Genomic DNA, 26,978 nt, shown 5'->3' with positions numbered 1-26,978 from the left:
GGTAATGCGATGGCGAACGAGACGAGCACGGCTTCCCTCACGCGCCGCGATCTGTTGCGCATGATCGGACTCGCCGGCGGGGGCGCGGTGATGTACCAGGCGATGAGCAGCCTCGGTATCGCCGCCGAATCGACCTACCAGCGGCCGCCACCGCTGCAGGGCACGGGGAAGGGCACCGTGCTGGTTCTGGGGGCGGGCCTCGCGGGTCTCGTCGCCGCTTACGAGCTCGGGAAAGCGGGCTACAAGGTCAAGGTGCTCGAATACAACGCGCGCGCCGGGGGGCGTACGTGGACGCTGCGAGGCGGCGACACCTTCACCGAGCTCGGCGGGCATCGCCAGGTCTGCCGCTTCGACGACGGCCTGTACTTCAACCCGGGACCCTGGCGGCTCCCGTATCACCATCACGGCATCCTCGACTACTGTCGACGCTTCGGCGTGACGCTCGAACCGTTCCTGCAGGTGAACCAGAACGCGTACATCTACGGCAAGGACGCGTTCGGCGGCAAACCGCAGCGCATGCGCGAAGTGCAGGCGGATTTCCATGGCGGTATCGCCGATCTGCTCGCCAAGGTCGCGGGGAAGGGCGGCCTCGACGACCTCGTGAGCAAGGAAGATCGGGAAATCCTCCTCGAATCGCTCCGCCAGTTCGGCGGCCTCGACGCGCAGTATCGCTACGTGCAGGGCCCGGACAGCAGCGCGCATCGCGGGTACGCGAAAGACGCCGGTGGCGGCCCCGACGGCGCGCCGAAGTTCTCGAAGCCGGTGGGCTTGTCCGACGTGCTCAACGCCCGCTTGTGGACGGGACTGGGCATGGCAGAGATCTACGATTACCAGCCGACGATGCTCCAGCCGCGCGGCGGCATGGATGCGATCGCGAAGGCGTTCGCGCGCGAGATCGGCGACGGTGTGATCCAGTACGACGCGAAGGTCACGGCGATAGCCCAGGACGATCGCGGCGTCACGGTCAGCTATGAGGACGCCAAGGCACCGGGCGCCACGCGTCAGGAGAAAGCGGACTGGTGCGTCTGCACGATCCCGCTGTCGATCCTCAGCCAGATTCCGATCCAGGTCTCCGCCGCGAAACAGGCGGCGATCGCGGCGGTGCCGTACATGTCGTCATCGAAGGTCGGCCTCCAGTTCAAGCGGCGCTTCTGGGAGGAGGACGACGCGATCTATGGCGGCGTGACCATGACCGACCTGCCGATCGGCATGATGGCCTACCCGAGCCACGGCATCGGCACGAAGAAAGGCGTGATGCTGGCCTCGTACGCGTTCTTTCTCGAGGCCTACGAATTCACGTCGCTCGATCCGGAGACGCGCATCCGCAAGACCATCGAGTACGGCGCGAAGGTGCATCCGCAGTTCCCCGAGGCGTTCGAGAACGGGATGGCGGTGGCGTGGCATCGCGTTCCGTCGACGCTCGGCTGCTTCGGCTGGTGGACGGACGACGCGCGCGAGAAACATTACGCGGACATCTGCTCGATGGACGGCCGCATCGTGCTCGCGGGCGAGCACGCCTCCTACCTGCCCGCGTGGCAGGAAGGAGCCATCCTTTCATCCCTCGCGGCCATCGACATGCTGCATCGTCGCGCCGTCAACGGAGCAGGCGCATGAAGCCGCTGGCATTCGTCCTATTCGCGGTCGCCTCGGGCGCGTCGGCGCAGTCCATGGATCCGACCTTCGTCGATCAGAAGCAGGCGGCGCAGGTCACCGGCGAGCAGATCTTCCAGCACATCTGCCAGGGCTGCCACATGCCCGACGCGAAGGGGGCGGTCGGCGCCGGGCACTATCCAGCACTTGCGAACAATCCAAAGCTGGCCGCGCGGGCCTATCCTGTCGCGATGGTCATGGGCGGCCGCGGCGGCATGCCGCCGTTCGGCATGCTGCTGACCGACGCACAGGTGGCCGACGTCGTGAACTACGTGCGCACGCACTTCGGCAACCACTACACCGACGCCCTCACGGCCGAGGACGTCAAGCCGTTCCGTCCACCGACTCCGACCCCGTCCCGAGGCCACTGACCATGACCCGATCGATTCTCGTCGCCGCCACGCTCCTCGCCATGGCCGCGCCCGTCGCCGCATCCGATGTGGTGCGGCACAAGCTGCCCAACAGCAACTTCCCCATCGCCGGCGCCGTCGAAGTGCCCGCGGGCAAGACGCTGGTGTTCGTCAGCGGCGCCGTTCCTCCGATAGCCGATGCGAACGCGCCCAAGGACAGCATCCAGGCCTACGGCGACACGAAGACGCAGGCGCTCGGCGCGCTCGGCAACATCGAAAAGCAGCTCAAGGCCATCGGCCTGACCATGGGCGACGTGGTGAAGATGCAGGTCTTCCTCGTCGGCGATCCGGCGAAGGGCGGCAAGCTCGACATGGCCGGCTTCACTGCCGCGTACAGCCAGTACTTCGGCACCGCCACGCAGCCGAACCTGCCCGCACGCTCCACCATGCAGGTCGCCGCCCTCGTCAGCCCGGCGTTCCTGGTGGAGATCGAGGTCACGGCCGTGCGGCCGTGATCTCCTGGGCGAAACGCCCGGTCGCTGCCGGGCGTTTCGCGAGACGCATCGCTCAGGACAGGTTGTAACCCCGTTCCTCGTGCAGCGCGATGTCGAGGCCGATCTGTTCCTGTTCCTCGTCGACGCGCAGGCCCATCGTCACGGCGATGCCCTTGAAGATCGCGTAGCTGAGCACGGCGCTGTAGACGACGGTGAACGCGACGCCCTTGAACTGGATCCACAGCTGCAGGCCGAGTTCGGTCACGGTGCCGAAGCCGCCGAGCGCGGGCGCGGCGAGCGGGCCGGTGAGCAGGGCGCCGAGGATGCCGGCGACCGCGTGCACGCCGAAGACGTCGAGCGAGTCGTCGTAACCGAAGTAGCGCTTCATGCGCGTGGCGCAGAAGAAGCAGACCACGCCGGCGACGAGGCCGAGCACGAGCGCGCCGCCAGGGCCGCAGGTGCCCGCCGCGGGCGTGATGGCGACGAGGCCCGCGACCGCGCCGGAAGCGATGCCGAGCACGCTGGGACGACGATGCGTGAGCCATTCCACCACCGTCCAGCCGATCGCCGCGGCGGCGGTGGCGATCTGCGTCACGAGCATGGCCATGCCGGCGCTGCCGTTGGCCGCGACGGCGGAGCCGGCGTTGAAGCCGAACCAGCCGAGCCAGAGCATGCTCGCGCCAACCAGCGTGTAGCCGAGGTTGTGCGGCGGCATGGGCGTGGTCGGATAACCGCGGCGCTTGCCGATCACGAGGCAGCCGACCAGGCCCGCGATGCCCGCGTTGATGTGCACCACGGTGCCGCCGGCGAAGTCGAGCACGCCAAGATCGCCGAGGAACGAACCGGGGCCGCCCCAGACCATGTGCGCCACGGGCAGGTAGACGAGCGTGAACCACAGCGCGGTGAACACGAGCAGCGCGGAGAACTTCATGCGCTCGGCGATCGCGCCGACGATGAGCGCCGGCGTGATGATCGCGAACGTCATCTGGAACATCACGAACACCGCTTCGGGGATCGTGTTGTAGAGGGAGCCGGGCGCGAGACCCGCCAGCATGGCGTGGCCGAAACCGCCGACGAACGAATGCAGGTTGGTCGTTCCGGCGCTCATGCCGGAGGCGTCGAACGCGACGGAGTAGCCGTAGACCACCCACAGCACGGTGACGAGCGCGGTGATCGCGAAGCACTGCATCAGCACGGAGAGCAGGTTCTTCGCCCGCACCATGCCGCCGTAGAAGAGGGCGAGGCCCGGAATCGTCATCAGCAGCACGAGCATGGTCGCCGTGAGCATCCACGCGGTGTCGCCCGAATCGAGCTTCGGCGTCGCGGCCTGCGCGAACGCGAGCGACGGGAGGAGGGCGGGCAGGGCGAGCAGCGATTTAGAGCGCATCGGCGTCGACCTCCTGCGTGCGGATGCGGATCGCCTGCTCGAGGTCGATCACGAAGATCTTGCCGTCGCCGATCTTGCCCGTGCGCGCCGCGGTGCCGATCGCTTCGACCGCGCGTTCCACCTGATCGTCGGTGACGGCGATCTCGATCTTCAGCTTGGGCAGGAAGTCCACGACGTACTCGGCGCCCCGATAGAGCTCGGTATGCCCATGCTGGCGACCGAACCCCTTCACTTCCGTCACCGTCATCCCCTGCACCCCCACCTCGGCGAGCGCTTCGCGCACGTCGTCCAGCGTGAAGGGCTTGATGATCGCGTTGATCCATTTCATGGCTGCGTTTCCCCGTTGGCTGGCCTGAGGGGTGAGAGCAGGATGCGTGCCAGCCGGCGGAGGCCTTGTGCGGTGCGGCACGAGGTTCCCATGGTCGGGAATATGCACCACATAGAAACTACAATTGCCCAAATCAGGTGCAATAGTGCGCTGTAGGAGCGGACCTGGCCGCGACGGCTTTTCGCGAAGCCCTGAAGCTGCCGCGCGAGATTGCAGAACCGCGGCTAACGGCGTCGCGGCCAGGTCCGCTCCTACGAGCGCGAGCGCCGCGTTGCAACGCGGGAGCGAAAACAGTACCATTTTGGTCTGGTTTCCAAGACCCCTTCCCCGATGCTCCGTGTCAGCCGACTGACCGACTACGCGACGGTGGTGATGACCTGCATCGCCGCGCACCCCGACGACGTTCTGAGCACCGCCCAGATCGCCGAAGAGGCGCGCCTCGAGCTGCCCACCGTCTCCAAGCTCCTGAAGCTGCTCGGCCATGCCGGGCTGGTGGAGTCGTTCCGCGGCGTCAACGGCGGGTACCGCCTCGCGCGGCCGGCGGAGGCGATCAGCCTCGCCGACATCGTGGTGGCGATGGAGGGCCCGATCGGCATGACCGAATGCAGCACGGCCCATGGCCAGTGCGATCGCCAGTCGCAGTGCGGCGTCAGCGGCAGCTGGCGGTCCGTCTCCGGCGCGATCGACAACGTGCTGCGCGGCATGACGCTGGCACAGATGCTGGCCGCGCGCCCCAAGGCGCCGGCCATGGACGCGGTCCCCACCGCGCAGGCGAACGTATGAACGAGAGCGAGAACATGACACGCGAAGTGGCAGCGCCGGTGCGCGACAACGCCGAGGTCGAAGCGGCACTCAACCGCCGTTACGAGGCCGGCTTCGTCACGGACATCGAGTCCACCAGCCTCCCGCCGGGCCTGAGCGAGGACATCGTCCGCCAGCTCTCCGCGATCAAGGGCGAGCCGGAGTGGATGACCGAGTGGCGCCTCGCCGCCTACCGTCACTGGCTGACCATGCCGGAGCCCGACTGGGCCAAGCTCGACATCGCGCCCATCGATTACCAGGGCGTCAGCTACTACTCGGCGCCCAAGGCGGGCCCGAAGTCGCTCGACGAGGTCGATCCGAAGCTCCTGGAAACCTACGAGAAGCTCGGCGTGCCGCTGCACGAGCGCGCGAAGCTCGCGGGCGTGGCCGTCGACGCGGTGTTCGATTCCGTCTCGGTCGGCACCACCTTCCGCAAGGAGCTGGCCGAAGCGGGCGTGATCTTCTGCTCGATGTCCGAGGCCATCCGCGAGCATGGCGACCTGGTGCGCGAGTACCTCGGCAGCGTGGTGCCCGTCGGAGACAACTACTTCGCCGCGCTGAACTCGGCCGTGTTCTCCGACGGCAGCTTCGTGTTCATCCCCAAGGGCGTGCGCTGCCCGATGGAGCTGTCGACGTATTTCCGCATCAACGCGATGAACACGGGGCAGTTCGAGCGCACGCTGATCGTGGCGGAGGACGACTCCTACGTGTCCTATCTCGAAGGCTGCACCGCGCCGATGCGCGACGAGAACCAGCTCCACGCGGCCGTCGTCGAACTGGTCGCGCTCGAGCGCGCGCAGATCAAGTACTCCACCGTGCAGAACTGGTACCCCGGCGACGAGAACGGCGTCGGCGGCATCTACAACTTCGTGACCAAGCGCGGCGACTGCCGCGGCGCGGATTCCAAGATCAGCTGGACCCAGGTGGAAACCGGCTCGGCCATCACGTGGAAGTATCCCAGCTGCGTGCTGCGCGGCGACCGCTCGGTCGGCGAGTTCTATTCGGTGGCGCTGACGCATCACCGCCAGCAGGCCGATACCGGCACCAAGATGATCCACATCGGCAAGGGCACGAAGTCGAAGATCGTCGCCAAGGGCATCAGTGCCGGCCGCAGTTCGAACAGCTACCGCGGCCTCGTGAAGATCGAGAAGGGCGCGGACGGCGCACGCAACTACACGCAGTGCGATTCGCTGCTCATCGGCAAGAAGTGCGGTGCGCACACGTTCCCGTACATGGAAGTGAAGAACCCGGGCGCCATCGTGGAGCATGAGGCCACCACCTCGAAGATCTCGGACGACCAGCTGTTCTACTGCCTCTCGCGCGGCATCGGCGAGGAAGACGCCGTGTCGATGATCGTCGACGGCTTCTGCAAGCAGGTCTTCCGCGAACTGCCGATGGAATTCGCCGTCGAGGCGAAGAAGCTTCTCGAAGTATCGCTCGAAGGCGCGGTGGGCTGAGCCAGTCCATCCCCCGCCCCGTCACCGCGCTCGCAGCGCGTTCGTAAACCACGCCCCGATTCCCTGGACCGCCACGTCATGCACATGCTCAAGATCGACAACCTCCACGCCCGCGTCGAAGGCAAGGAGATCCTCAAAGGCCTCTCCCTCGACGTCCGTCCGGGCGAAGTGCACGCCATCATGGGCCCGAACGGCGCCGGCAAGTCCACCCTCGGCAACGTGCTGGCGGGACGCGACGGCTACGAGGTCACGCAGGGCTCGGTCGAGTTCGCCGGTCGCGACCTGCTGGCGCTGGAGCCCGAGGAACGCGCGGCGGTCGGCGTGTTCCTGGCCTTCCAGTACCCGGTCGAAATCCCCGGCGTGAACAACACGTACTTCCTGCGTGCCGCGCTCAACGCGCAGCGGAAGTTCCGTGGCGAGGACGAACTCGACTCCATGCGCTTCCTCAAGCTCGTGCGCGAGAAGCTCAAGGTGATGCAGATCTCCGACGAGCTCCTGCACCGCGCGGTGAACGAAGGCTTCTCGGGTGGCGAGAAGAAGCGCAACGAGATCTTCCAGATGGCGGTGCTCGAGCCGAAGCTGGCGATCCTCGACGAGACCGACTCCGGCCTCGACATCGACGCGCTCAAGCAGGTCGCGGAGGGCGTGAACGCCCTGCGCTCGCCGGATCGCTCGTTCGTCATCGTCACCCATTACCAGCGCCTGCTCGACTACATCCAGCCGGACTTCGTCCATGTGCTCGCGGGTGGGCGCATCGTCGAAAGCGGCGACAAGGATCTCGCGCTGAAGCTCGAGGAGCAGGGCTACGCCTGGCTCGCCGAGAAGCACCCGGAACTGCGCAAGGCCGATCTCGCGGGAGAGCCGGCATGACGAGCGCGCCGTCCCCGTTCGTGCGGGCGGCGCTCGATGCCGCCGCCGCGCTTCCCGGTACCGGCATCGCATGGCTGGATGCCGCGCGTCGCGAGAATCTCGATGCATTCGCCGCGGGTGGACTTCCCGAAAGCCGTGAAGAGGCCTGGAAATACACGCCGCTGCGCGCGCTCGCGCAGCGCGGGCTCGCGCTTGCCGACCGCGAAGCCGCGGCCGCGTTCGCCGTCGACGCGGCGCGTCTCGCCCTGCCGGGTGTCGACGGCGACCGCGTCGTCTTCGTCGACGGCACCTTCCGCGCCGATCTTTCGTCGCTGACGGGCGCGACCGGCGTCTCGCTGGAACCGCTCGCCGCCGCGCTGGCGCGGAATCCCGAGCCGTTGCGCTTCGCGCTCGCCAATCGTTACCGGCATGGCGCCGCGGACGCGTTCGCGCACCTGAACGCCGGTCTCGCCGTCGACGGCCTCGTGCTCCGCGTCGCGGACGGCGTCGCCGCCACGAAGCCCGTGCACGTCGTGCACGCGTCGAGCGGTGCGCAGGCGGACACGTCCTCGCACGTGCGCCTGCTGATCGAGGTCGGCAAGGACGCCAGCGTGGACGTGATCGAGCACTACGTGACGCTGGGCGATGCCACGCAGCTGGGCACGGTCGTATCGGACATCGTCGTCCGGGAGAACGGCCGGCTTGGTTTCGTGCTGTTGCAGGACGCCTCGTCGGCGACGACACTCGTCCGCCGCAACCATGCGCGTCTCGACGCGGGTGCCGCGGCGACCGTGCACGCGCTGGAACTGGGCGGTGCGCTGGTCCGCCACGAGCTTCAGGCCGAACTCAACGGCGACGGCGCGCGCTTCGATTCGCGCGGTGTGTTCGCCCTCGCGGGGCGCCAGCACGTCGATACGCAGCTCGAAGTGCGTCATCAGGCGCGCGATACGTCCTCCGACGCGTTGTGGCGCGGCATCGCCGACGGCCGTTCGCGCGGCGTGTTCCGCGGCGCGATCGTGGTCGCCGAAGGCGCCGACGGTACCGATGCCTCGTTGAGCAACAAGAACCTCCTGCTTTCCGGCCAGGCCGAGATCGACACGAAGCCCGAACTCGAGATCTACGCCGACGAGGTCAAGGCCGCGCATGGCGCGACCATCGGCCAGCTGGACGAGCGATCGCTGTTCTACCTGCGTTCGCGCGGTATCCCGCTGATCCAGGCGCGTAGCCTGCTGACGCTGGCCTTCTGCCGCGCGGCGCTGGAGTCGCTGCCGAACGAGGCGCTGCGCGACCATCTGGGCGAGCTGCTGGTGGCGCACCTGCCGACCGGCCCCGCCGCCGAATGAGCCCCACGGAGCCCGCCATGAACGCCAAGCCCGAGACCCTCGCCGCGCCGCTGGACGTCGAGCGCATCCGCGCCGACTTCCCGCTGCTGTCGCGCACCGTGCACGGCAAGCCGCTCATCTATTTCGACAACGCCAACACGGGGCAGAAGCCGCTGGCGGTGATCGAAGCCGTCGATCGGCATTACCGCGAGCACAACGCGAACGTATCGCGCGCCGTCCACCTGCTGGGCGAGGAGGCGACGGCGGCCTACGAGGGCGCCCGCGACGCCATCGCGCGGTTCATCAACGCGCCGTCGCGCGACGAGGTGATCATGACCTCGGGCACGACGCAGTCGATCAACCTCGTGGCGTACAGCTACCTCATGCCCCGGCTGAAGGCCGGCGACACGATCCTGACCACGGTGATGGAGCACCACGCCAACATCGTGCCGTGGCAGCTCGTGGCCGAGCGCACCGGCGCCACGGTGAAGGCGGCACCGATCGACGAGAACGGCGAGCTGATCGTCGAGGCCTTCGTCGAGATGCTGACGCCGGACGTGAAGCTCGCCTGCGTGACGCATGTATCGAACGCCCTGGGCACGGTCAATCCCATCCGCGAGATCGCCCGCGAGTGCCGCAAGCGCGGCATTCCGCTGCTGGTCGACGGCTCGCAGGCGGCGCCGCATCGCGCGATCGACGTCCAGGCGCTGGGCTGCGACTTCTACGCGATCACCGGGCACAAGATGCTCGCCCCGACCGGCACCGGCGCGCTGTGGGCGAAGCGCGAGCACCTGATGGCGATGCCGCCGTTCTTCGGTGGTGGCGAGATGATCCGCGAGGTGCGCTTCGAGGGCACGGTGTTCGCGGATCCGCCGCACCGTTTCGAAGCCGGCACGCCGAACATCGCGGGTTTCGCCGGCGTCTCCGCGGCCATCGGCTACCTGGAAGGCATTGGCTTCGAGCGCATCAAGGCGTACGAGCAGGAGCTGCTCGCGTACGCGACCGACGCGATGGACGCCATTCCCGGCCTGCGCATCTTCGGGCGCGCGAAGGAAAAGGAACCGGTGATCTCGTTCCTGATCGAGGGAGCGCACGCGAACGACATGGCCACGCTGCTCGATCTGCAGGGCGTCGCCGTTCGTTCGGGGCACCATTGCGCGCATCCCCTGATGCAGTTCTTCGGCGTGCCCGCCACGCTGCGCGCGTCGCTGGCGTTCTACAACACCAAGTCCGAGGTGGACGGATTCATCGAGGCGATCGGGCGGGTGCGCAAGCTGTTGCTCTGAGCGTCGTCACTTCGGCGAATGACCTACAATCCGGCGATGGACCCCAAGCACACCTTCCGCCAGGCCACCGCCGCCGACGCCCCGCTCATCGCCGCGCTGGTCGAATCGGCCTACCGCGGCGACGCCAGCCGCGTCGGCTGGACCACCGAAGCCGACTTCCTCCACGGCCGTCGCACCGACGTCGACGAGATCGAAACCCTGCTGGCCGGCGAAAACGGCCGCTTTGTGCTTTTCGAACGGAACGGCGCGGTCCTCGCCTCCTGCTACATCGAACGACGCGACCGCACCTGCTACTTCGGCATGTTCTCCGTGCATCCGCCCGCCCAGGGCACGGGCATCGGCCGCCTCGTGATCGAGGAGGTGGAGCGCATCGCCCGCGAGGAATGGAATTGCGGCCAGGTGGAAATGACGGTGATCGACGTCCGCGCCGAACTCATCGCGTGGTACGAACGGCGCGGTTATCGCCGCACCGGACGCCACGGCGCGTTTCCGTACGGCGACGAACGCTTCGGCATTCCCCAGCGCGACGACCTGCGCTTCGAATACCTCGTGAAGGATCTCGCATGAACGGCTGGGTGAGGGTCGGCACGCGCAGCGAACTGCTGCCGGGCGAATTCCGGGTGGTGTGGGACGGCGACACGGCCATCGCCGTGTACAACGTCGACGGCGATCTCTACGCCATCGAGGACGTGTGCACGCATGACGGTGGCGAGCTCGCCGGGGGGGCGGTCGTCGGTCACGAGGTGGAGTGCGTGCGCCACGGCGCGCGTTTCGACCTGCGCACGGGCGACGTCACCTGCCCGCCGGCCTACGAACCGGTGACCGTGTTCCCGGTCATAGAATCCGACGGCGCCATCTGGACTCGCGACGACCGCTGAGCCGGCGTCAGAAGTGATAGACGAACGCCAGCGTCTCGGTCACCTGTCGCGTCGACCCGAAGCGGCGGACGAGCGGGCTGTCGCCCGCATCGCCGAATAGACGTCCATACGACACCGCCAGCGCGAATCCGGTGTGCTGCGACGTCGGAACGAAGGCGTCGTACTCCACGTTGGCGGATTGCCAGCCCGCACCCGGTCGCCAGGTGGAGGTGCCCAGCGCCGCGGCCTCGCCGGGCCTGACGCCGAAGAAACGCCGCATCGCGGGCCCGTTCATGCCTTCCACCTGCACCTCGAGCGAGTGCTGGATGTACCACACGTCCGGTAGCTGATAGTCGGCATAAACCGCGGCGTACCCGCCCGCGCCGTCCGTGTCGTGCGCGACGTGGGTCCCGACGCTGAAGCGCTTGTCGAACGCGTATTCGAGATACCCGCCCGCCTGGAAGCGGGGCGAGAGCGAGGCGACCTTGCCACCCAGCGGACCCAGATCGCCGCGCGTGCGTCCCCAGAGCCAGTTGCCGTAGGCGCCGCCGTGCCAGTGCTCGCCACCGATCGCGTCGAGCGTGAGGCCGTCCGCCGTGGATAGCTCGCCGACGCCGGGAAGGTCGATGTCCACGTACGGGATCGCCTGGGTGCGCTGGTCCTTCGCGCCTTGCCACGACGGCATGCGCTGCGCGCCGGCGCCGAACGCGTAGGTCGGGGCGTCATCGTCGACCGCGTGCGCGGCGAACGGGGCCAGGAGCAGGGCGGCGATGGCGGGGCAGGAACGACGCATGGGGGTGTTCATCGCGGGGGACGAGCGCGAGCGTGGCACGCAAAGCCTTACGAAAGGCTTTCGAAAACGGGAAAGGGGTTCGAAAGGATGTACGCCTAGGCTCCGTCTCCATGTTGGCCGATGGCGCAGACGACGTGCTCACCACTCCTTCCTGGAACATCCTGTGCGATTTCGACGGCACGATCGCCGTCGAGGACGTGATCGACTCGTTGCTCGACCGCTACGGTCGCCCCGGCTGGGAAGTGCTCGAGCGCGACTGGCGCGCCGGGCTCATCGGCTCGGCCGCGTGCATGGCCGGACAGGTGGCGCTCCTCGACATGAGCCGAGAGGAACTAGCCGGTCACCTCGATGGCCTCCACATCGACCAGGGTTTCGCCGCCTTCGTCGCGGCGACGATCGAGCACGGCATCCCGATGGAAGTCGTCAGCGACGGCCTCGATCACGCGATCCACGCCATCCTCGCGCGACACGGCATCGACGGCCTGCCGACCGTCGCCAACCGCCTCGCGCAGTCGGACACGCGCGCATGGACGCTGACCTCGCCCTTCGCCGCGGACGGCTGCCGCAGCGGTACGTGCAAATGCGCGCGCGTCGACGCCGCACGCCGTCGCGGCGGGAAGACGCTCCTCATCGGCGACGGCGCGTCCGACTTCTGCGCCGCCGACCGCGTCGACTTCGTCTTCGCCAAGAACCGCCTGATCGAACATTGCCGCGCCGCCGGCATCCCGTACGCCCCCATCGCCAGCTTCGACGAAGCGCTGTCGTTGCTTCCCGACCTTCTCGACGGGCGCCTGCCGCCGCGAACCGTCATGCCCCTCCACGCGGCGAGCATCCAGGAAATTCCCGCATGAACATCCTCACCAAGCATCCCGAACTGGTCATCGACGACGCGACGCTGCTCGCGGACGAGGCGAAGTACTGTTCGTTCGGCGACACGGTCCACTACGTCGACCCGCCGAAGATCTTCCGCCACGCGGAAGGCAGCTACATCTACGACAGCGAGAACATCCCGTTCCTCGACCTGCAGATGTGGTACTCGGCCGTGAACTTCGGTTACGGCAACAAGCGTCTGAACGATACGCTGAAGGCCCAGATCGACCTGTTGCCGCAGGTGGCCAGCCAATACCTGCACCAGGGCAAGATCGAGCTCGCGAAGACGATCGCCGTGGACGCGAAGCGCAAGTTCGGCCTCGACGGCCGCTGCCACTTCAACGTCGGTGGCGCGCAGGCGGTGGAGGATTCGCTGAAGCTGGTCCGCAACGCGCGCGGCGGCAAGAGCCTGATGTTCGCCTTCGAAGGCGGCTACCACGGGCGCACGCTCGGCGCGTCCTCGATCACGTCGAGCTATCGCTACCGCCGCCGCTTCGGCCACTTCGGTGAGCGCGCCCAGTTCATTCCGTTCCCGTATCCGTTCCGCCGCCCGAAGGGCATGACGCCGGAGGAGTATTCCGACGCGTGCGTGCGCCAGTTCGAGCGCCTGTTCGAGACCGAATACAACGGCGTGTGGGATCCGAAGGTCAACGAGGCCGAGTACGCCGCCTTCTACGTCGAGCCGATCCAGGGTACGGGCGGCTACGTGATCCCTCCGAAGAACTTCTTCATCGACCTCAAGAAGGTGCTCGACAAGTACGGCATCCTGATGGTGGTCGACGAGATCCAGATGGGCTTCTGGCGCACCGGCAAGCTGTGGTCGATCGAGCATTTCGGCGTGACGCCCGACGTTATCGTGTTCGGCAAGGCCCTGACCAACGGCCTCAACCCGCTCTCGGGCATCTGGGCGCGCGAGGAACTGATCAATCCGACGATCTTCCCGCCGGGTTCGACGCATTCGACGTTCAACTCCAACCCGCTCGGCACGGCCCTCGGCCTGGAAGTGATCCGCATGGGTGACGAGCTCGACTACGAGACGAAGGTGGCGGAGAAGGGCAAGCACTTCCTCGACGGCCTGCGCGATCTGCAGAAGCGTCACAAGGAGATCGGCGACGTCGACGGCCTCGGTCTGGCCCTGCGCGCCGAGATCTGCACGGACGACGGTTTCACGCCGAACAAGGCGCTGCTCGACCGCATGGTCGACATCGGCCTGGCCGGTGGTCTCACTCACGAAGGCAAGAAGATCGGTCTCGTGCTCGATGTCGGCGGCTGGTACAAGAACGTGATCACGTTCGCCCCGTCGCTCGACATCAGCCACGAGGAAATCGACCTCGCCATCGCGCTGCTCGACCAGCTCCTGACGCTGGCCAAGCGCGGCTGATACCCGGCAGCCAGCCGATGGCATTCGTGAACCAGCTCGAGCCGGATGGTTTGCTCGGGCACTTCGAGCGCCATCCGCCGCAGGGCTTCACGCCCGTTCGCGCGGCGGATGGCGCGCCACTTTTCGTGGCGCCCTTCGATCTTCTGACCACCGCCGACGACGACCTGCGCCGGCGCGTGGATGCGTCGCCCTTCCGCGGTTGGCTCCGCCGGTTGCTGACCCTGCGCACGTGCTTCGCGGGTACCACCGTTTCCGAGTACGCGTTGTTCGACGCCCGGCACGATCCCGCCGCGGTTCCGCGTGCCTGGGCGCACGCGCAGGGAAGGCGGCAGCCGTTGTTCATCGTCAAGGACATCGCACTGGACTCGCCGCTGACGTCGCCGGCCGAGCGCGCCTGGACGGCGCGTTTCGTGGACGCCGCGCGCGACGCCGGTTACGTCATGGTCGAAGGCCAGGCGCTGGCCTACGTGCCCATCGATTTCGCCTCGATCGACGAGTATCTGGCGCGGCTCTCGTCGTCCCGCCGGAAGAACCTGCGCCGCAAGCTGCGTTCGCGCGATGGCCTGCAGGTGGCCGAGGTGCCGACGGGCCCGGCGTTCGCGGACGACGCCGTCGTCGACGCTTTCTACGCGCTCTTCGAGAACGTGCACGCGCAGAGCGACATCCATTTCGACAAGCCGACCCGCGAATTCTTCGCGGCCGTGCTGCGCGACGCCGGGGGGCTCGTCTTCACGTACCGCGTGAACGGCGAGCTGATCGGCTGGAACCTCTGCTATGAACATGCCGGCAAGCTGCTCGACAAGTACGTGGGGTTCGCCTATCCCGCCGCACGCGAGGCCGACCTCTACTTCGTCAGCTGGTTCGTGAACCTCGAGTACGCACTGCGACGCGGGCTGTCGCATTACGTCGCCGGCTGGACCGACCCGGCCGTGAAGGCGTCGCTCGGCGCCCGCTTCCACCTCACCCGTCATGCCGTCTACGTGCGCAACCCGTTGCTCAGGGCCGTACTTCGCCGCTTCGCGCACCGTTTCGAAGCGGACAGCGCCTGGGGAGCATCCGATGCGATCGCCGATCGTTCTTGATCTGGACGACTCCGTCGGACCGTTGCCCGGCGGATCGATCGTGTCCCTGCGCGCGTGGGAAGAGGCAATCCGGTTCGGTTGTTCGCTGCGTTCGCTCCGTCATCTCGTCACCGCGATCGGTCCGGTCCTTCCACGCGAGCACGGCACCGTGTTCCTGGGCAGCGGCGACTTCCATCACCTGACCTGGCCGCTGGTCGAGCGCGTGCCTGGTGACGGGCCCCTGCAGGTCGTGGTGCTCGACAACCATCCCGACAACATGCGCTTTCCTTTCGGCGTGCACTGCGGCTCGTGGGTCCGGCGCGTCGCGATGCTTCGCCGCGTGTCGCAGGTGCACGTCGTCGGGATCACGTCGCAGGACATCGGGCGCGCGCATGCGTGGGAGAACTACCTCGGCCCGCTGCGGTCCGGAAAACTCACCTACTGGTCGACCGGCGTCGACGTGAGTTGGGCGACCCGGCTCGGCCTGGCCGCGCGTTTCCGTGCCTTCGCCGACGCACGGTCGCTGGTCGACGCGTTCGTGGGCAGCCAGCGCGGACAGAAGGAACCGGTCTACCTGTCGATCGACAAGGACGCGTTCGCCCCGGAAGTCGCGATGACGAACTGGGATCAGGGCGTGATGACCGAAGCGGATGGCGCGGCGATCATCGGGGCGCTGCGGGATCGCATCGTCGCCAGCGACGTCACCGGTGAGATATCCCTCTACCGGTACCGCACCTGGTGGAAGCGCCGCCTCAGTGCGATGGACGGCCAGTCGGAACCGGACGCGGCCATGCTGTGCGAGTGGCAGGCGCAGCAGCATGCGTTCAACCTGCGGCTGCTATCCCTGCTCAAGTAGGAGCGCGCCGTGCGCGCGACATCTTTTGAGGCCGTGAGCCTCAGGTCCTGCGGCGCCTCGCGAAAACATGTCGCGCGCAGGGCGCGCTCCTACGGTGGATGAGCCCGAACGGCAGGCGTGTCACCCACACGTCGAGGCCGAGCAGGATCGTCGCGGTCCGGTGGAGGCGATGCCGAGAAACCGATGGCGGTCAGCACGCCCAGGTAGGAGCGCGCCGTGCGCGCGACATCTTTTGAGGCCGTGAGCCTCAGGTCCTGCGGCGCCTCGCGAAAACATGTCGCGCGCAGGGCGCGCTCCTACGGTGGATGAGCGGGAGCGGCATGCGCGTCACCAGCGCCCGATCAGATGCTGCACCAGCAGGCTCGTCAACGCGACGGCAGCCCATACACCGAGACCCAGCAGGATCGGTCGCGGTCCTGTGGAGGCCATGCGGCGCAGGTCTGCGGAGAGACCGATGGCGGTCAGCGCGACGATGATCAGGCACTCGGCGACGAAGTGGATGACCGGCAGGGCGGCGTCGGGGATGACGCCGGCGGTGCGGATCGCCGAGGCGACCAGGAACCAGAGGATGAACCACGGAAAGATGGACGCCAGGCGGAAATCGGAGGCGCCACCGCGCTTCTCACGCCACGCCACGATCAGTGCGATCGCGAGGCAGATCGGAATGATGAGCGTGGCCCGGGTCAACTTCACGATGGTCGCGTAGTCGCCGGCGGCGTGGCTGTAGCTGTAGCCGGCCGCGACCACGGACGAGGTGTCGTTGATCGCCGTGCCGGCCCACAGGCCGAACCCGAGGTCGGACAGGCCGAGCCAGTGGCCGAACGCGGGGAAGGTCAGGACGGCGACCAGATTGAAGAGGAAGATGGTCGAGATGGCGAAGGCGGTGTCGTGCTCGTCCGGCTTGACGATGGGCACGACCGCGGCGATGGCCGAGCCGCCGCAGATGGCGGTACCCACGCCGATCAGCAGCTTCAGCGTGTCGTGGACGCGAAGCAGGCGCCCCAGTCCCCACGCGGCGAGACCCGCCGCGGCGACGGTCGCGAGCGTCACCGATAGCGACTCCAGGCCGGTCTTCGCCACCTGGGTGATGCTCAGGCCGAACCCGAGCGCGATGATCGACCACTGCAGGACCTGCTTCGACGCGAAGCGGATGCCGGGCAGGAACCGGGAGGAGGGCGGGGCGAACTGGCGCACCAGGATGCCCAGCACGATGCCGCAGACGGCGCCTCCGACGAGCGGCATCAGGCGGCCGAGCCCGAAGGCGATGGCGGCGACGCCGAATGCCAGGAGCAGGCCCGGCACGCGCGAAGGGGTTGGCGAGGTGGCGGTGACGGCGGACACGGCAGGGGATTTCCGGATTGCGAAGGCTGCATTGTCGGTTGCCGTGCCTGATAAGGATATTGAAAATGGCTTATCGACGGTATAAGAAATATTGATGCATGCGATCAGTCCCCGCCAGCTCGACGTGTTCGTCGCCATCGCCACCACCGGCAGCGTGCGCGCCGCGAGCGAACGCCTGTTCCTTAGCCAGCCGGCCGCGAGCATGGCGCTGGCCGAGATGGAGCGTCAGCTCGGGGCGCCGTTGTTCGCGCGCGAGCGCGGCCGCCTGTCGCTCAACGACCGGGGGCGCGAATTGCTACCGCTCGCCCGTGAACTGCTCGAGCGCCACGCGGAGTTCGCCCGGCGGGCGCAGGGGACGGCCACCGAACTGGCGGGCGAGATCGGTATCGGCGCCAGCAACACGGTGGGCAATTACCTCGTGGGCGAGCTGCTCGGCGATTTCGCGGCCGCTCATCCGGGCGTGTCGCTCCGCCTCGGCGTCGCCAATACCGCGCGCATCGCGCAAGGCGTCCTCGATCACGATTACGACGTCGGCTGCGTCGAAGGTCCGGTGACTCATCCATCGTTGGAGGCGAGGCCGTGGCGGGACGATCGCCTCGTCGTCTGCGCGCGGCCCGATCACCCGTTGGCCGAAAAGAAACGCCTGCGTCGCGAGGATTTCGCCGGCGAGCGCTGGGTGCTGCGTGAGCGTGGCTCGGCCACGCGGGCGTTGAGCGAGCGGGCGCTCGCGGAGCTGCCGGAGGGAACGACCGTGCTGGAGCTGGATCAGTCCGAGGCGATCAAGCAGGCGGTGATCGCGGGCCTGGGCATCGCGTGTCTCCCCGAGGTGGCCATCGGGGACGCCGTGCAGGCGAGGCGCCTCGCGGTGTTGCCGACGCCGTTCCTCGACCTGCGACGGACCCTCACCGTGCTGCTGCACCGGCAGCGCTATCGCGGCGCGGTGCTGGAAGCGTTCCTGGCCAGCCTGTGAAGGCAGGTTAGCCGCATCACGCCAGCACGCAGCGATTTTTCCCACTGCGCTTGGCCGTATACATCGCACCATCGGCGGCGGCGACGATGTCGTCGTAGCCGGCGCCGGGATGGAACAGGGTGACGCCGATGCTCGCGCCGATTCGGGCGGGCACGCGTTCACCGCTCACGTTGAGCGTGTACGGCTCGGCGACCGCGTCGCAGAGCGACTGGCAGCGGCCCAGCGCGCTTTCGGCGTCGTCGGCACCCTGCAGCAGCACGGCGAACTCGTCGCCGCCGAGGCGGGCCACGGTGTCGGTGCCGCGCGTGCGGCCGTCGATGCGCGCCGCGATGGCCTTGAGCAGCTCGTCGCCTGCCGCGTGCCCGTGCCCGTCGTTCACGCCCTTGAAGCCGTCGATGTCGATGTATGCGAGCGCGAACGGATCACCGCCATCGCTGGCGCTGGCGATCGACGCTTCGAGTCGCTCCCGGAACAGCAGGCGGTTGGGCAGGCCGGTGAGGGCGTCGTGCGTCGCCTGATGGCGAACGAGCTCCTGCATCCGCGTGCGTTCCGCCACTTCGCTGGTCAGCTGCGCGTTGCGCACCGAAAGCTCGTCGAGCGCCTGTTGCAGCAGTGCGCGGGCACGGTAGAGCTCGAGGAAGATCTTCACCTTCGACTGCAGGATCACGTCGTTGATCGGCTTGGCGATGTAATCGACCGCGCCCGCGGTGTAGCCCTTGATGCGGTTGATGTCGTCGGCATAGGCGGCGGTCACGAAGATGATCGGCGTCTCGCTCATGTGGTCGGCTTCGGAAATGAACTGCGCCACCTCGAAGCCATCCATCTCCGGCATGTTCACGTCGAGCAGCACCAGGGCGAACTGGTGGTCGAGGCACAGCGCGAGGGCTTCGTTGCCGCCGGCGGCCTCGTAGATATCGGCATCCACACGCGCGAGCAGGCGGCGCATGGCGACGAGGTTGGCGGGGGTGTCGTCGACGACGAGGATCTTGGGACGCATCGTACTCATGGCAGGCAAAGGGAATTGAGGTGGGCGGCGATGGCGTCGAGGGGGAGGCAGGCGTCGGCGCCCGCGATCTCGAGCCCGGCGCGGGGCATGATGTCGGACTCGGCGTCCTCGGGATCCTGCACGACGGCATGCCCGCCGGCGCGGCGCACGGCGGCGAGACCGCGCGCGCCGTCAGAGTTCGCGCCGGTCAGGAGCACCGCGACGAGCCGTTCGCGCCAGGCATCGGCGGCGGTCTGGAAGAGCACGTCGATGGACGGCCGCGACCACGCGACCTTCTCGTCGACGCTGAGCGAGAAATAGTGATCTTCCTCGATCAGGAGGTGGTAACCGGTGGGTGCGACGTGCACCATGCCCGGCGTGATGTGCGACCGTTCCAGGGCTTCCGCGACCGGGAGCGCGGAGACCCGCGCCAGCAGCTCGACGAGCAACGAGACATCGGCGGAACCCGTGTGGCAGCAGACGATCACAGCCGCGGTCAGATTCGGCGCGAGGCCGGGCAGCAGTCTCTGTAGCGCGGTCAGGCCTCCCGCGCTACAGCCGATGACGATGGCGTCGTGCCGGCTCATCGCGTCAGTGGCCTCGCGCCGATGCCACCGACCTGGTAGATGCGCAGCGCGTGGTCGACGTCGGTGAATCCGCTGGCGGCGGGGGAGAAGTCGATGTTCTCGCGCGTGCCGAGGCAGAGGAACCCACCGCGGACGAGGCTGTCGCGGAAGAGGCCGAGCGTGCGGTCCTGCAGCGTGTTGTTGAAGTAGATGAGCACGTTCCGGCAGAGGATCAGGTGCGCCTCGCAGAAGACCACGTCGGTGACGAGATTGTGGTTGAAGAACGTGACGTTGCGGCGCAGCCGCTTGTCCAGCTTGATGAAGTCGTAGCGCGCGCTGTAGTAATCGCTGAACGACAGCGTGCCGCCGGCCTCGAGGTAGTTGCGCGACCAGTCGCGCGCGTCGCGCGCCGCGTAGATGCCTTCGCCGGCGGCCGCGAGCGCGGCGTCGTTGAAATCGGTGGCATAGATGCGCGAGCGCTCGTAGAGGCCGGCCTCCTCGAGCAGGATCGCGAGGGAGTAGACCTCCTGACCCTGGGCGCACCCCGCCTGCCAGATGTTGATCTGCGGATAGGACGCCAGCACCGGCAACACCTTCTCGCGCAGCGCGCGGAAGACCTGCGGATCGCGGAACATCTCCGAGACCGGCACGGAGAGGCCCTGGATGACGTGGCCGACGAAGCCGTCCTCGTGGAGCACGCGGCGATTGAGTTCGCTGATCGTCCCCGTACCGTGTGTCTGCACCAGTTGCAGCACGCGGCGCTTCAGCGACGCGGGGGCGTAGTCGCTGAAGTCGTGTCCGTGGCGCAGCTGCATGGCCCTGACGAAGAGCTGGATCTCGATGTCCTCGACGTCCACGTCAGACCTTCGCCGGCAGCCAGACGCGGATCATGGACAGCAGGCGGTCGACGTCGATCGGCTTGGACAGGTAGTCGTTCGCACCGGCCTCCAGGCACTTCTCGCGATCGCCGCGCATGGCCTTCGCCGTGAGCGCGATGATGGGCACGCGTGCGACGGCGGGTTTCGCCCGGATCTCGCGCATGGTCTCGTAGCCGTCCATGACGGGCATCATGATGTCCATCAGCACGAGCTCGATGTCGGCGTCCTTGTCGAGGGTGTCGAGCGCCTTGCGGCCATCCTGCGCCATGACCACCTCGATGCCCTTGGCGCGCAGCACCTTGCTGAGCGCGAAGAGGTTGCGCATGTCGTCGTCGACGAGCAACACGCGGCGGCCGCGCAGGTCGCCCTCGTCCGGCTCGCCGCCGCCTCCCCTGACGGGCGCGGAGGTGTCCGGCTTCGCGCTTCCGCCATGCCGGATCGAATGCAGGAAAAGGCTCACTTCGTCGAGCAGGCGGTCGGGCGAACGGGCGCCCTTGACCACGATGCTGTCGGTGTACTGCCGGATCCGCATGCTTTCCTCGCGCGACAGGTCGCGTCCGGAGTAGACCACCACGGGCGGCGTGTGCTGGCCCTGCGAAAGGCGTTCGAGGAATTCGAAGCCCGACATGCCCGGCAGACCGAGGTCGAGCACGATGCAGTCGTAGGTCGTCTGGGTCGTCTTCGCGAGCGCTTCCTCGCCCGAACCGGCCTCCTCGATGACGACGGCGTCGTCCTTGAGCAGGCTGCGGACGGCGGCGCGCGCGCTCGGGTCGTCGTCGACGACGAGCAGGTGGCGCGTGCGGCCTTCCGCGAAGTGCAGCAGGCGCTCGAAGGCGGTGGTGATCGATTCGCGGCTGACCGGCTTGGTCAGGAAACCCACCGCGCCGAGTTCGAGGCCGCGGGTGGCGTCGTCGGTCGCCGAGATGAAGTGCACGGGAATGTGCCGCGTCGCCGCGTCGCCCTTCAGGCGTTCGATCACGGTCCAGCCGTCCATGCCCGGGAGCATGACGTCGAGCAGGATGCCCGTCGGGCGGTAGCGACGCGCGAGGGCGAGGCCGGACTCGCCATCGGCGGCCGCCAGGACGCGGTGCCCCTTGCGATGGATCATGTCCGCGAGGATGCGTGCGAAGGCGGGATCGTCCTCGACGATGAGGATGGCGGTATCGCCCGGCTGGATCGCGTCGCGGTCGTCGTCGATGCCGTCGGCGATCAGCGACGGCGACAACGGCAGCGTGGCTTCCGCGGCGGCGCGTTCGAGCGGAACCGGTTCGGGACGCGCGCCGCTCTCCGGCGCTTCCTCGGGTAGGTAGATGGTGAAGGTGCTGCCTTCGCCGGCCTTGCTGCGCAGCACGATGTCGCCGCCGAGCAGTTCGGCGATGCGGCGCGAGATGGCCAGCCCCAGCCCGGTGCCGCCATATTGCCGGCTGGTGCTCGCATCCACCTGTTCGAACGCGTGGAAGACGCGCTGGAACTTGTCTTCGGGGATGCCGATGCCCGAATCGGTCACCGCGATGGCGATCGCGCGCGACGCGTCGAGTCCCGCGGGAAGCGGGGCGTCGGCGGCGGGCCGCGCGATCTCGACGTCGACCCGGCCGCTGGCCGTGAACTTGAACGCGTTGCTCAGCAGGTTGTTGACCACCTGTTCGAGCTTGCCACCGTCCGTGCGGATGGAGGCGGGCAGGCCAGGCTGCAGCCGGACCTCGAAGGCCAGCTTCTTCTCCTGCGCCACGTGGTTGAACGTGCGGCCCAGCGTGCGCGCGAGATCGGCGAGCGGGAACGCGTCGACGACGAGTTCCATCTTGCCCGCCTCGACCTTCGACAGGTCGAGGATGTCGTTGATGAGGCGAAGCAGGTTGGAGCCGGCGTCGTGGATGATCCGCGCCGATTCGACCTGCTCCTCGTTGAGGTTTTCCTCGTCGTTGTCGGCGAGGCTGCGCGAAAGGATCAGCAGGCTGTTCAGCGGCGTGCGCAGCTCGTGCGACATGTTGGCGAGGAACTCGGACTTGTACTGGCTCGCGCGGGCCAGTTCCTCGGCCTTTTCCTGCGTTTCGCGCTGCAGGGCCTCGAGGGCGTCCTTCTGCTCGTTGAGCGTGAGGCTCTTCTCGCGCAGCTCCTCGTTCGAGGCGTGCAGCTCCTCGGTCTGCACCCGCAGTTCCTCCTCGGACGCGACGAGGCGCTGCGACTGTTCCTGGAGTTCGGCGGTCTTGGCCTTGAGTTCGTCGTTGGTGCTGCGCAGGTCTTCCTGTTGCCGGCGCATCGCTTCCTCCGACGCGCGCAGTTCATCGGCCTGGCTGCGGGTCTGCTCGAGCAACGACGCGGTGCTGATCGCCCGTCCGAGGTTCTCCAGCGACAGCGCCACGATCGGCGTGAGTTCGTCGAGCAGCTGTTCCTGCACCATCGTGAGCTGCGCGAAGCTCGCGACCTCGATGACACCGAGCAAGGTGTCGCGCGACACCACGGGAACGACCACGACGCTGCGCGGCGGCGCCTCGCCGCTGCCCGAGTGGATGCGCGTGTAATCCGACGGCACGTCCTGCAGCACGATGGTGCGCCGCTCGATGGCCGCCTGGCCGACGAGGCCCTCGCCGAGCGCGTAGTCCGCCGTGACGTGGCGGCGTTCCTTGTAGCCGTAGCTGCCCAGCAGCTCGAGCCGGCCGGTGCCTTCGCGCAGGAGATAGAACACACCGAAGCCGGCCTTCAGGCAGGGCACGAGCTCGGACATCAGGGTGGTGGCGAAGTCGCGATAGGTGGTGGCCCCCTGGAGCCGGTTGGAGATCGCGGTCACCGAGCTCTTCAGCCACGTCTGGCCCGCCGTTTCGACGGCCATCTCCTTGAAGACCTGCAGCGCGCGGGCGATTTCGCCGATCTCGTCGCGGCGCGTGAGCTGGCGCACTTCGATGTCGTGGTCGTGGTTCGCCAGCCGCGTCATCAGCCCCGTCATCTTCACGATCGGGCGAGTGATCAGGCGGAAGGTCATGGCGATGACCAGCGCGCCGATGACCAGGCACAGCGCGAGCGAGGCGAGATCGATGTAGCGGGTCGTCTCCAGCTCGCGATCGAGCTCGGCGTTGCGCTTGTCGAGCAGGGCGTGTTCGGTCGCGGACATCTGGCCGATGAAGTCGCGGATCTCGCTCATGCGCACGGTGCGATTCTGGAAATACGTGCCGCGGATGGATTCGCGCGCGACGACGCCCTCGGGTGTCTGCGCGTTGCCGATCGCCCGCATCGGTTCCAGGCCGCCCTTGAGCACTTCGACTTTCCAGCGATCGAGCATCTCCTGCAGGCGGTCGAGGCGCGACTGCTGCAACGGATTGTCGACCGTGAGCTGGCGAAGGCTCGCCATCGCCCGCGCGAGTTCGCGATCCGCGGTTTCGAAGTCGGCGTACTCGTCGCTGGACTGGTTCAGCAGGTACCCACGCGCGCCGGCCTGGCGGGCCTGCGCCGCGTTGCTGACGTCGGCCAGGGTGAGCAGGACGACGTACGTATGGGACGACCAGGCGCGGGCGTCCTTCTCCCGCGTGAGCGAGGTCAGGTTGCCCAGGCTCGCCGCCACGAACAGCACGAGCAGCGAGGCGATGGCGATGACGATCTTGCGTTGCAGGGGCTGGTCGGCCAGCCAGGATCGCGTCTTTTCGTTGGAAGACATGCAAGGACCAGTGAGAAGTGGAACGGGGCTGTCGCTCGGTAACCAGTACACCGGCGACGAGGTCGCCAGCGTGACGTCCGGCTCAGGGTGTGACGCCGGTCACGCGATCGCCGGGTCCTTCCGCCGCCACGAGGGTGCGACAAGTGTGCCACGGCGGACGGCGATCGCCAGGCAGGCGGCGGTCACCACCGAGCACAACCCCAGCGCCACCACCGACGCTTCGGCGCCGAAGGCGCCCCCGGTCAGCCAGTCGGGCCCCTGCATGTGCGAGACGAGCAGGCCGTGCTGCTCGAAGCCCGACACGGGGATCCCGTAGAACGGCCCCTGCATGACGTTCCAGGCCGCATGGGCGCCCATGCAGACCCACAGGGAGCGGGTGACGTGATAGAGCAGACCGAAGAGCAGCCCAGCTTCGATGGCGATGGCCAGCGCGCTCCACGTCGTGGCGTTGGGGTTCCAGATATGCAATCCGCCGAAGACGGCCGCCGACACCAGCAGGGCCGCCCAGGTGCCGAGGCCTTCCTCCACGATCCGGAAGATCACGCCCCGGCTGACGATCTCCTCGCCCACGCCGGCGCCGACGCCCACCACGAGCACGGGGCCGAGCCAGGCGATTCCCGTGTCGACCCGGTCGACCGCGTAGGCCCCGAAGCTCCACAGGCTGCCGACGATGAGCGAGAACAGCAGCGCGCCGCCGAGGAGGCCGGCGACGAGGTGCGGCAACGCCTTGCGTGCCGCGAGCTCGTCTAGCCGTCGGTGTTCGATGAAGCGCACCAGCAGCCAGTAGGCGAGCACGGGCGGAAGGAGTCGAAGGGCCTCGATGGAGGGCGTCACGTCCGCCCACGGGATGTCGCCATGGGGAAGCCCGAGGGCGTCGCGCACCAGCCGCGTCGCGGCGCCGATCGCGACGAGCAGGACGAAAAACGCCACGATCCGCCCGAGTGGCGAACGCAGGAGGCGCAGCGGCAGCGTCGGGGCGGGTATCGCGTCGGTCATGGCGGCGTCATGTGGTGGCTCGCGCGCAGTCTACGCAGGCATGATGGTGCTCCGATACAAGATCGTGCGAAGCCCGTTCCGGTAACGTGCCCGGCGTGGGCGCCTGCCCGGACCCTCCCTGGAAACCGTCGATGGCCATCCCCTCCGAAAACGACCCGTCGAGCCCGCAGAACCGGCGCGAGCAGACCTTCCCGCAGCTGAGCGAGGACATGGCGTCGCGCCTGGTCAGGTACGGCGTCGAGGAAACGGTGCCCGCCGGGACGATCCTGTTCCGCCGCGGCGACCGCCAGAGCGACTGCTTCTTCGTCATCGAAGGCCGCATCGACATCTACGACTTCGACCAGAACGGCGAGCCCGTCGTCTTCGTCGAGCATGGCCCGAACCAGTTCACGGGCGAGGTGAACCAGTTCAGCGAGCGGCAGATCATGGTCAGCGCCCGCACCGGCGTCGACTCGCGCCTGGTGCGCCTCGACACGCGCTCGTTCCGCCGCCTGATCACCGGCGAGCCGGACATCGGCGAGGTGATCATGCGCGCGTTCATCCTGCGCCGCGTGGGCCTGCTGCAGACCGGGCAGGGCGGCATCACGCTGCTCGGCTCCTCGCATGCCGCCGACACCGTCCGGCTGCGCAGCTTCCTGATCCGCAACGCCTATCCGCACCGGTTGCTCGATACGGACGTGGACGACGAAGCCCGTCACATGATCGAAGGGTTCGGCCTCACGCCCTCCGAATGCCCCGTGGTCATCCTGCCGGACCGCCGCGTCCTGCATTGCCCCACCACCACCGCGCTGGCCGACGAACTGGGCATCACGATCGTGCTGGACAGCGCGCACGTGCACGACGTGGCGGTGATCGGCGCCGGACCGGCGGGCCTCGCCGCGGCGGTGTACGCGGCATCGGAAGGCCTGGACACGCTCGTCCTCGAGGCGCTGGCGCCGGGCGGGCAGGCGGGCACCAGCTCGAAGATCGAAAACTACCTGGGCTTCCCCACGGGCATCTCGGGCCAGGCGCTCGCGGGGCGCGCGCAGGTGCAGGCGATGAAGTTCGGCGCCCACATGGCGATGGCGCGGACGGTCACCGGCATGGATTGCACGCGGCACCCGTACCGCCTGCTGCTCGACGACGGTACGACCGCCAGCGCGCGCGCCGTCGTCGTCGCGACCGGCGCGCGCTACCGCAAGCTCGACCACCTGGACTACGAACGCTTCGAAGGGCAGGGTATCCAGTATGCCGCGACGGCGATGGAGGCGGCGCTGTGCGCCGGTCAGGAGGTCGTGGTCGTCGGTGGCGGCAACAGCGCCGGCCAGGCGGCGGTCTTCCTCGCGCGCACCGTGGCGCATGTCCACATCATCGTGCGCGGCGACGGCCTCGCCGCGACGATGTCGGATTACCTGGTCCAGCGCATCGAACAGTCGCCACGGATCACGCTGCACCCGCGCTGCCAGATCGATTACCTCGAGGGCGACACCTACCTGCGCGAAGTCGGCTGGAAGTGCGCCGATGGCCAGTCGGTACGCGTCAAGGTCGGCAGCCTGTTCGTGATGATCGGGGCCGAGCCGAACACCGCCTGGCTCCACGATTGCCTCGATCTCGATCGCAAGGGCTTCGTGCTCACCGGTCGCGATGGCGACGGCTATGCCACGCCGTCACCGTATGCCACCACCTTGCGCGGCGTCTTCGCCGTGGGCGACGTGCGCTCGGGTTCCATCAAGCGCGTGGCGTCGAGCGTCGGCGAGGGATCGGTGGTGGTGCAGGCCATCCACCGGTTCCTGAATCCCTCGCCGGTTTAGGAGGGCACTGGGTCTACATGGTGCGGAAACGCGTTCGCCGGACCGTATGCGGTGTGTTCGGGAC

25 protein-coding genes are annotated in these 26,978 nt (G+C 67.9%); 16 read left to right on the top strand and 9 right to left on the bottom strand.

Features of this window, described 5'->3' with window-relative positions; all coding sequences use genetic code 11:
• The first annotated feature begins 9 nt into the window (after positions 1-9).
• From J2X58_RS10395 to J2X58_RS10385, 3 genes are read left to right on the top strand one after another with little or no spacing between them, the layout of a single operon-like run.
• Positions 10-1,614 (top strand): FAD-dependent oxidoreductase, encoded by a 1,605-nt coding sequence (locus J2X58_RS10395; protein WP_310048060.1) that lies wholly within the window; start codon positions 10-12, stop codon positions 1,612-1,614.
• Entirely contained in the window at positions 1,611-2,021 is a 411-nt protein-coding gene (locus tag J2X58_RS10390) for a cytochrome c (protein WP_310048059.1), read from the top strand. The genes J2X58_RS10395 and J2X58_RS10390 overlap by 4 nt, the downstream gene beginning before the upstream one ends.
• Before the next feature lie 2 nt (positions 2,022-2,023).
• Entirely contained in the window at positions 2,024-2,515 is a 492-nt protein-coding gene (locus tag J2X58_RS10385; protein ID WP_310048058.1) for a RidA family protein, read from the top strand.
• Positions 2,516-2,567: 52 nt separating this feature from the next.
• Here the strand turns inward: J2X58_RS10385 and J2X58_RS10380 are convergent, their stop codons facing one another.
• Positions 2,568-3,881, bottom strand: a complete 1,314-nt coding sequence (locus tag J2X58_RS10380) for an ammonium transporter (protein WP_090057024.1) — start codon at positions 3,879-3,881, stop codon at positions 2,568-2,570.
• The gene (locus tag J2X58_RS10375; protein ID WP_090057026.1) at positions 3,871-4,209 is read right to left on the bottom strand and encodes a P-II family nitrogen regulator; all 339 of its coding nucleotides are present in this window, start codon (positions 4,207-4,209) and stop codon (positions 3,871-3,873) included. Before J2X58_RS10375 ends, J2X58_RS10380 begins: the two co-directional genes overlap by 11 nt.
• 330 nt (positions 4,210-4,539) lie before the next feature.
• On the opposite strand from J2X58_RS10375, the gene J2X58_RS10370 reads away from it, so the two are divergent.
• From J2X58_RS10370 to J2X58_RS10340, 7 genes are all read left to right on the top strand, one after another.
• Positions 4,540-4,992, top strand: a complete 453-nt coding sequence (locus J2X58_RS10370; protein WP_090057028.1) for an SUF system Fe-S cluster assembly regulator — start codon at positions 4,540-4,542, stop codon at positions 4,990-4,992.
• Positions 4,993-5,006: 14 nt separating this feature from the next.
• Positions 5,007-6,467, top strand: coding sequence for a Fe-S cluster assembly protein SufB (gene sufB / locus J2X58_RS10365; protein WP_090057137.1), 1,461 nt, complete (start codon positions 5,007-5,009; stop codon positions 6,465-6,467).
• An 84-nt stretch (positions 6,468-6,551) separates the two neighbouring features.
• Positions 6,552-7,337: a Fe-S cluster assembly ATPase SufC gene (gene sufC, locus J2X58_RS10360; RefSeq protein ID WP_090057140.1), complete on the top strand. Its 786-nt coding sequence runs from the start codon at positions 6,552-6,554 to the stop codon at positions 7,335-7,337.
• Positions 7,334-8,659: a Fe-S cluster assembly protein SufD gene (gene sufD, locus J2X58_RS10355; protein WP_310048057.1), complete on the top strand. Its 1,326-nt coding sequence runs from the start codon at positions 7,334-7,336 to the stop codon at positions 8,657-8,659. The genes sufC and sufD overlap by 4 nt, the downstream gene beginning before the upstream one ends.
• A gap of 17 nt (positions 8,660-8,676) precedes the next feature.
• Positions 8,677-9,924 carry a cysteine desulfurase gene (locus J2X58_RS10350; protein WP_310048056.1) on the top strand — a complete coding sequence of 416 codons (1,248 nt, stop codon included), beginning with the start codon at positions 8,677-8,679 and terminating at the stop codon, positions 9,922-9,924.
• Positions 9,925-9,960: 36 nt separating this feature from the next.
• The gene (locus tag J2X58_RS10345; RefSeq protein ID WP_310048054.1) at positions 9,961-10,491 is read left to right on the top strand and encodes a GNAT family N-acetyltransferase; all 531 of its coding nucleotides are present in this window, start codon (positions 9,961-9,963) and stop codon (positions 10,489-10,491) included.
• Positions 10,488-10,802 carry a non-heme iron oxygenase ferredoxin subunit gene (locus J2X58_RS10340; RefSeq protein WP_310048052.1) on the top strand — a complete coding sequence of 105 codons (315 nt, stop codon included), beginning with the start codon at positions 10,488-10,490 and terminating at the stop codon, positions 10,800-10,802. The genes J2X58_RS10345 and J2X58_RS10340 overlap by 4 nt, the downstream gene beginning before the upstream one ends.
• Positions 10,803-10,809: 7 nt before the next feature.
• Here the strand turns inward: J2X58_RS10340 and J2X58_RS10335 are convergent, their stop codons facing one another.
• Positions 10,810-11,574: a MipA/OmpV family protein gene (locus J2X58_RS10335; RefSeq protein ID WP_310048051.1), complete on the bottom strand. Its 765-nt coding sequence runs from the start codon at positions 11,572-11,574 to the stop codon at positions 10,810-10,812.
• A gap of 134 nt (positions 11,575-11,708) precedes the next feature.
• On the opposite strand from J2X58_RS10335, the gene J2X58_RS10330 reads away from it, so the two are divergent.
• The 4 genes from J2X58_RS10330 to J2X58_RS10315 are packed head-to-tail and all read left to right on the top strand — an operon-like array spanning position 11,709 to position 15,742.
• Positions 11,709-12,425 carry an MtnX-like HAD-IB family phosphatase gene (locus J2X58_RS10330; protein WP_310048050.1) on the top strand — a complete coding sequence of 239 codons (717 nt, stop codon included), beginning with the start codon at positions 11,709-11,711 and terminating at the stop codon, positions 12,423-12,425.
• On the top strand, positions 12,422-13,825 hold the full coding sequence (locus J2X58_RS10325; RefSeq protein ID WP_310048048.1) for an aminotransferase class III-fold pyridoxal phosphate-dependent enzyme: 1,404 nt from the start codon (positions 12,422-12,424) through the stop codon (positions 13,823-13,825). The genes J2X58_RS10330 and J2X58_RS10325 overlap by 4 nt, the downstream gene beginning before the upstream one ends.
• Before the next feature lie 17 nt (positions 13,826-13,842).
• The gene (locus J2X58_RS10320) at positions 13,843-14,907 is read left to right on the top strand and encodes a GNAT family N-acetyltransferase (RefSeq protein ID WP_310048047.1); all 1,065 of its coding nucleotides are present in this window, start codon (positions 13,843-13,845) and stop codon (positions 14,905-14,907) included.
• Positions 14,885-15,742 carry an arginase family protein gene (locus J2X58_RS10315; protein WP_310048044.1) on the top strand — a complete coding sequence of 286 codons (858 nt, stop codon included), beginning with the start codon at positions 14,885-14,887 and terminating at the stop codon, positions 15,740-15,742. Before J2X58_RS10320 ends, J2X58_RS10315 begins: the two co-directional genes overlap by 23 nt.
• A gap of 327 nt (positions 15,743-16,069) precedes the next feature.
• Here the strand turns inward: J2X58_RS10315 and J2X58_RS10310 are convergent, their stop codons facing one another.
• The gene (locus tag J2X58_RS10310; protein ID WP_310048042.1) at positions 16,070-17,083 is read right to left on the bottom strand and encodes a putative sulfate exporter family transporter; all 1,014 of its coding nucleotides are present in this window, start codon (positions 17,081-17,083) and stop codon (positions 16,070-16,072) included.
• Between the two features lie 94 nt (positions 17,084-17,177).
• On the opposite strand from J2X58_RS10310, the gene J2X58_RS10305 reads away from it, so the two are divergent.
• Positions 17,178-18,053 carry a LysR substrate-binding domain-containing protein gene (locus J2X58_RS10305; RefSeq protein ID WP_310048040.1) on the top strand — a complete coding sequence of 292 codons (876 nt, stop codon included), beginning with the start codon at positions 17,178-17,180 and terminating at the stop codon, positions 18,051-18,053.
• A gap of 16 nt (positions 18,054-18,069) precedes the next feature.
• On the opposite strand, the gene J2X58_RS10300 is transcribed toward J2X58_RS10305, so the two are convergent.
• From J2X58_RS10300 to J2X58_RS10280, 5 genes are all read right to left on the bottom strand, one after another.
• Complete coding sequence (locus tag J2X58_RS10300; protein WP_090051922.1) at positions 18,070-19,050, bottom strand: diguanylate cyclase; 981 nt, start codon at positions 19,048-19,050, stop codon at positions 18,070-18,072.
• Positions 19,051-19,055: 5 nt separating this feature from the next.
• Positions 19,056-19,625, bottom strand: a complete 570-nt coding sequence (locus tag J2X58_RS10295) for a chemotaxis protein CheB (protein ID WP_090051924.1) — start codon at positions 19,623-19,625, stop codon at positions 19,056-19,058.
• Positions 19,622-20,461, bottom strand: a complete 840-nt coding sequence (locus tag J2X58_RS10290; RefSeq protein ID WP_310048037.1) for a CheR family methyltransferase — start codon at positions 20,459-20,461, stop codon at positions 19,622-19,624. Before J2X58_RS10290 ends, J2X58_RS10295 begins: the two co-directional genes overlap by 4 nt.
• Before the next feature lies 1 nt (position 20,462).
• Positions 20,463-24,128, bottom strand: coding sequence for a response regulator (locus J2X58_RS10285; RefSeq protein ID WP_310048035.1), 3,666 nt, complete (start codon positions 24,126-24,128; stop codon positions 20,463-20,465).
• A 99-nt stretch (positions 24,129-24,227) separates the two neighbouring features.
• A complete protein-coding gene (locus tag J2X58_RS10280) occupies positions 24,228-25,124 on the bottom strand; it encodes a type II CAAX endopeptidase family protein (protein ID WP_310048033.1) in 897 nt (298 codons plus the stop codon).
• 131 nt (positions 25,125-25,255) lie between these two features.
• On the opposite strand from J2X58_RS10280, the gene J2X58_RS10275 reads away from it, so the two are divergent.
• Positions 25,256-26,914, top strand: coding sequence for an FAD-dependent oxidoreductase (locus J2X58_RS10275; RefSeq protein WP_310048031.1), 1,659 nt, complete (start codon positions 25,256-25,258; stop codon positions 26,912-26,914).
• Positions 26,915-26,978 lie beyond the last annotated feature (64 nt).

This window comes from Luteibacter sp. 3190, from assembly GCF_031456385.1.
Lineage (GTDB): Bacteria > Pseudomonadota > Gammaproteobacteria > Xanthomonadales > Rhodanobacteraceae > Luteibacter.
This window is presented reverse-complemented; position numbering and strand designations above follow the sequence as displayed.

Bases quoted from the DNA above. Each gene is read 5' to 3' on its own strand.
- sufC (WP_090057140.1), top strand. From the start codon at position 6,552: ATGCTCAAGATCGACAACCTCCACGCCCGCGTCGAAGGCAAGGAGATC.
- J2X58_RS10395 (WP_310048060.1), top strand. From the start codon at position 10: ATGGCGAACGAGACGAGCACGGCTTCCCTCACGCGCCGCGATCTGTTG.
- J2X58_RS10370 (WP_090057028.1), top strand. From the start codon at position 4,540: ATGCTCCGTGTCAGCCGACTGACCGACTACGCGACGGTGGTGATGACC.
- J2X58_RS10375 (WP_090057026.1), bottom strand. From the start codon at position 4,209: ATGAAATGGATCAACGCGATCATCAAGCCCTTCACGCTGGACGACGTG.
- J2X58_RS10285 (WP_310048035.1), bottom strand. From the start codon at position 24,128: ATGTCTTCCAACGAAAAGACGCGATCCTGGCTGGCCGACCAGCCCCTG.
- J2X58_RS10320 (WP_310048047.1), top strand. From the start codon at position 13,843: ATGGCATTCGTGAACCAGCTCGAGCCGGATGGTTTGCTCGGGCACTTC.
- J2X58_RS10345 (WP_310048054.1), top strand. From the start codon at position 9,961: ATGGACCCCAAGCACACCTTCCGCCAGGCCACCGCCGCCGACGCCCCG.
- J2X58_RS10335 (WP_310048051.1), bottom strand. From the start codon at position 11,574: ATGCGTCGTTCCTGCCCCGCCATCGCCGCCCTGCTCCTGGCCCCGTTC.
- J2X58_RS10305 (WP_310048040.1), top strand. From the start codon at position 17,178: ATGCATGCGATCAGTCCCCGCCAGCTCGACGTGTTCGTCGCCATCGCC.
- J2X58_RS10390 (WP_310048059.1), top strand. From the start codon at position 1,611: ATGAAGCCGCTGGCATTCGTCCTATTCGCGGTCGCCTCGGGCGCGTCG.
- J2X58_RS10300 (WP_090051922.1), bottom strand. From the start codon at position 19,050: ATGCGTCCCAAGATCCTCGTCGTCGACGACACCCCCGCCAACCTCGTC.
- sufB (WP_090057137.1), top strand. From the start codon at position 5,007: ATGACACGCGAAGTGGCAGCGCCGGTGCGCGACAACGCCGAGGTCGAA.
- sufD (WP_310048057.1), top strand. From the start codon at position 7,334: ATGACGAGCGCGCCGTCCCCGTTCGTGCGGGCGGCGCTCGATGCCGCC.
- J2X58_RS10275 (WP_310048031.1), top strand. From the start codon at position 25,256: ATGGCCATCCCCTCCGAAAACGACCCGTCGAGCCCGCAGAACCGGCGC.
- J2X58_RS10385 (WP_310048058.1), top strand. From the start codon at position 2,024: ATGACCCGATCGATTCTCGTCGCCGCCACGCTCCTCGCCATGGCCGCG.
- J2X58_RS10295 (WP_090051924.1), bottom strand. From the start codon at position 19,625: ATGAGCCGGCACGACGCCATCGTCATCGGCTGTAGCGCGGGAGGCCTG.
- J2X58_RS10280 (WP_310048033.1), bottom strand. From the start codon at position 25,124: ATGACCGACGCGATACCCGCCCCGACGCTGCCGCTGCGCCTCCTGCGT.
- J2X58_RS10380 (WP_090057024.1), bottom strand. From the start codon at position 3,881: ATGCGCTCTAAATCGCTGCTCGCCCTGCCCGCCCTCCTCCCGTCGCTC.
- J2X58_RS10350 (WP_310048056.1), top strand. From the start codon at position 8,677: ATGAACGCCAAGCCCGAGACCCTCGCCGCGCCGCTGGACGTCGAGCGC.
- J2X58_RS10315 (WP_310048044.1), top strand. From the start codon at position 14,885: ATGCGATCGCCGATCGTTCTTGATCTGGACGACTCCGTCGGACCGTTG.
- J2X58_RS10340 (WP_310048052.1), top strand. From the start codon at position 10,488: ATGAACGGCTGGGTGAGGGTCGGCACGCGCAGCGAACTGCTGCCGGGC.
- J2X58_RS10325 (WP_310048048.1), top strand. From the start codon at position 12,422: ATGAACATCCTCACCAAGCATCCCGAACTGGTCATCGACGACGCGACG.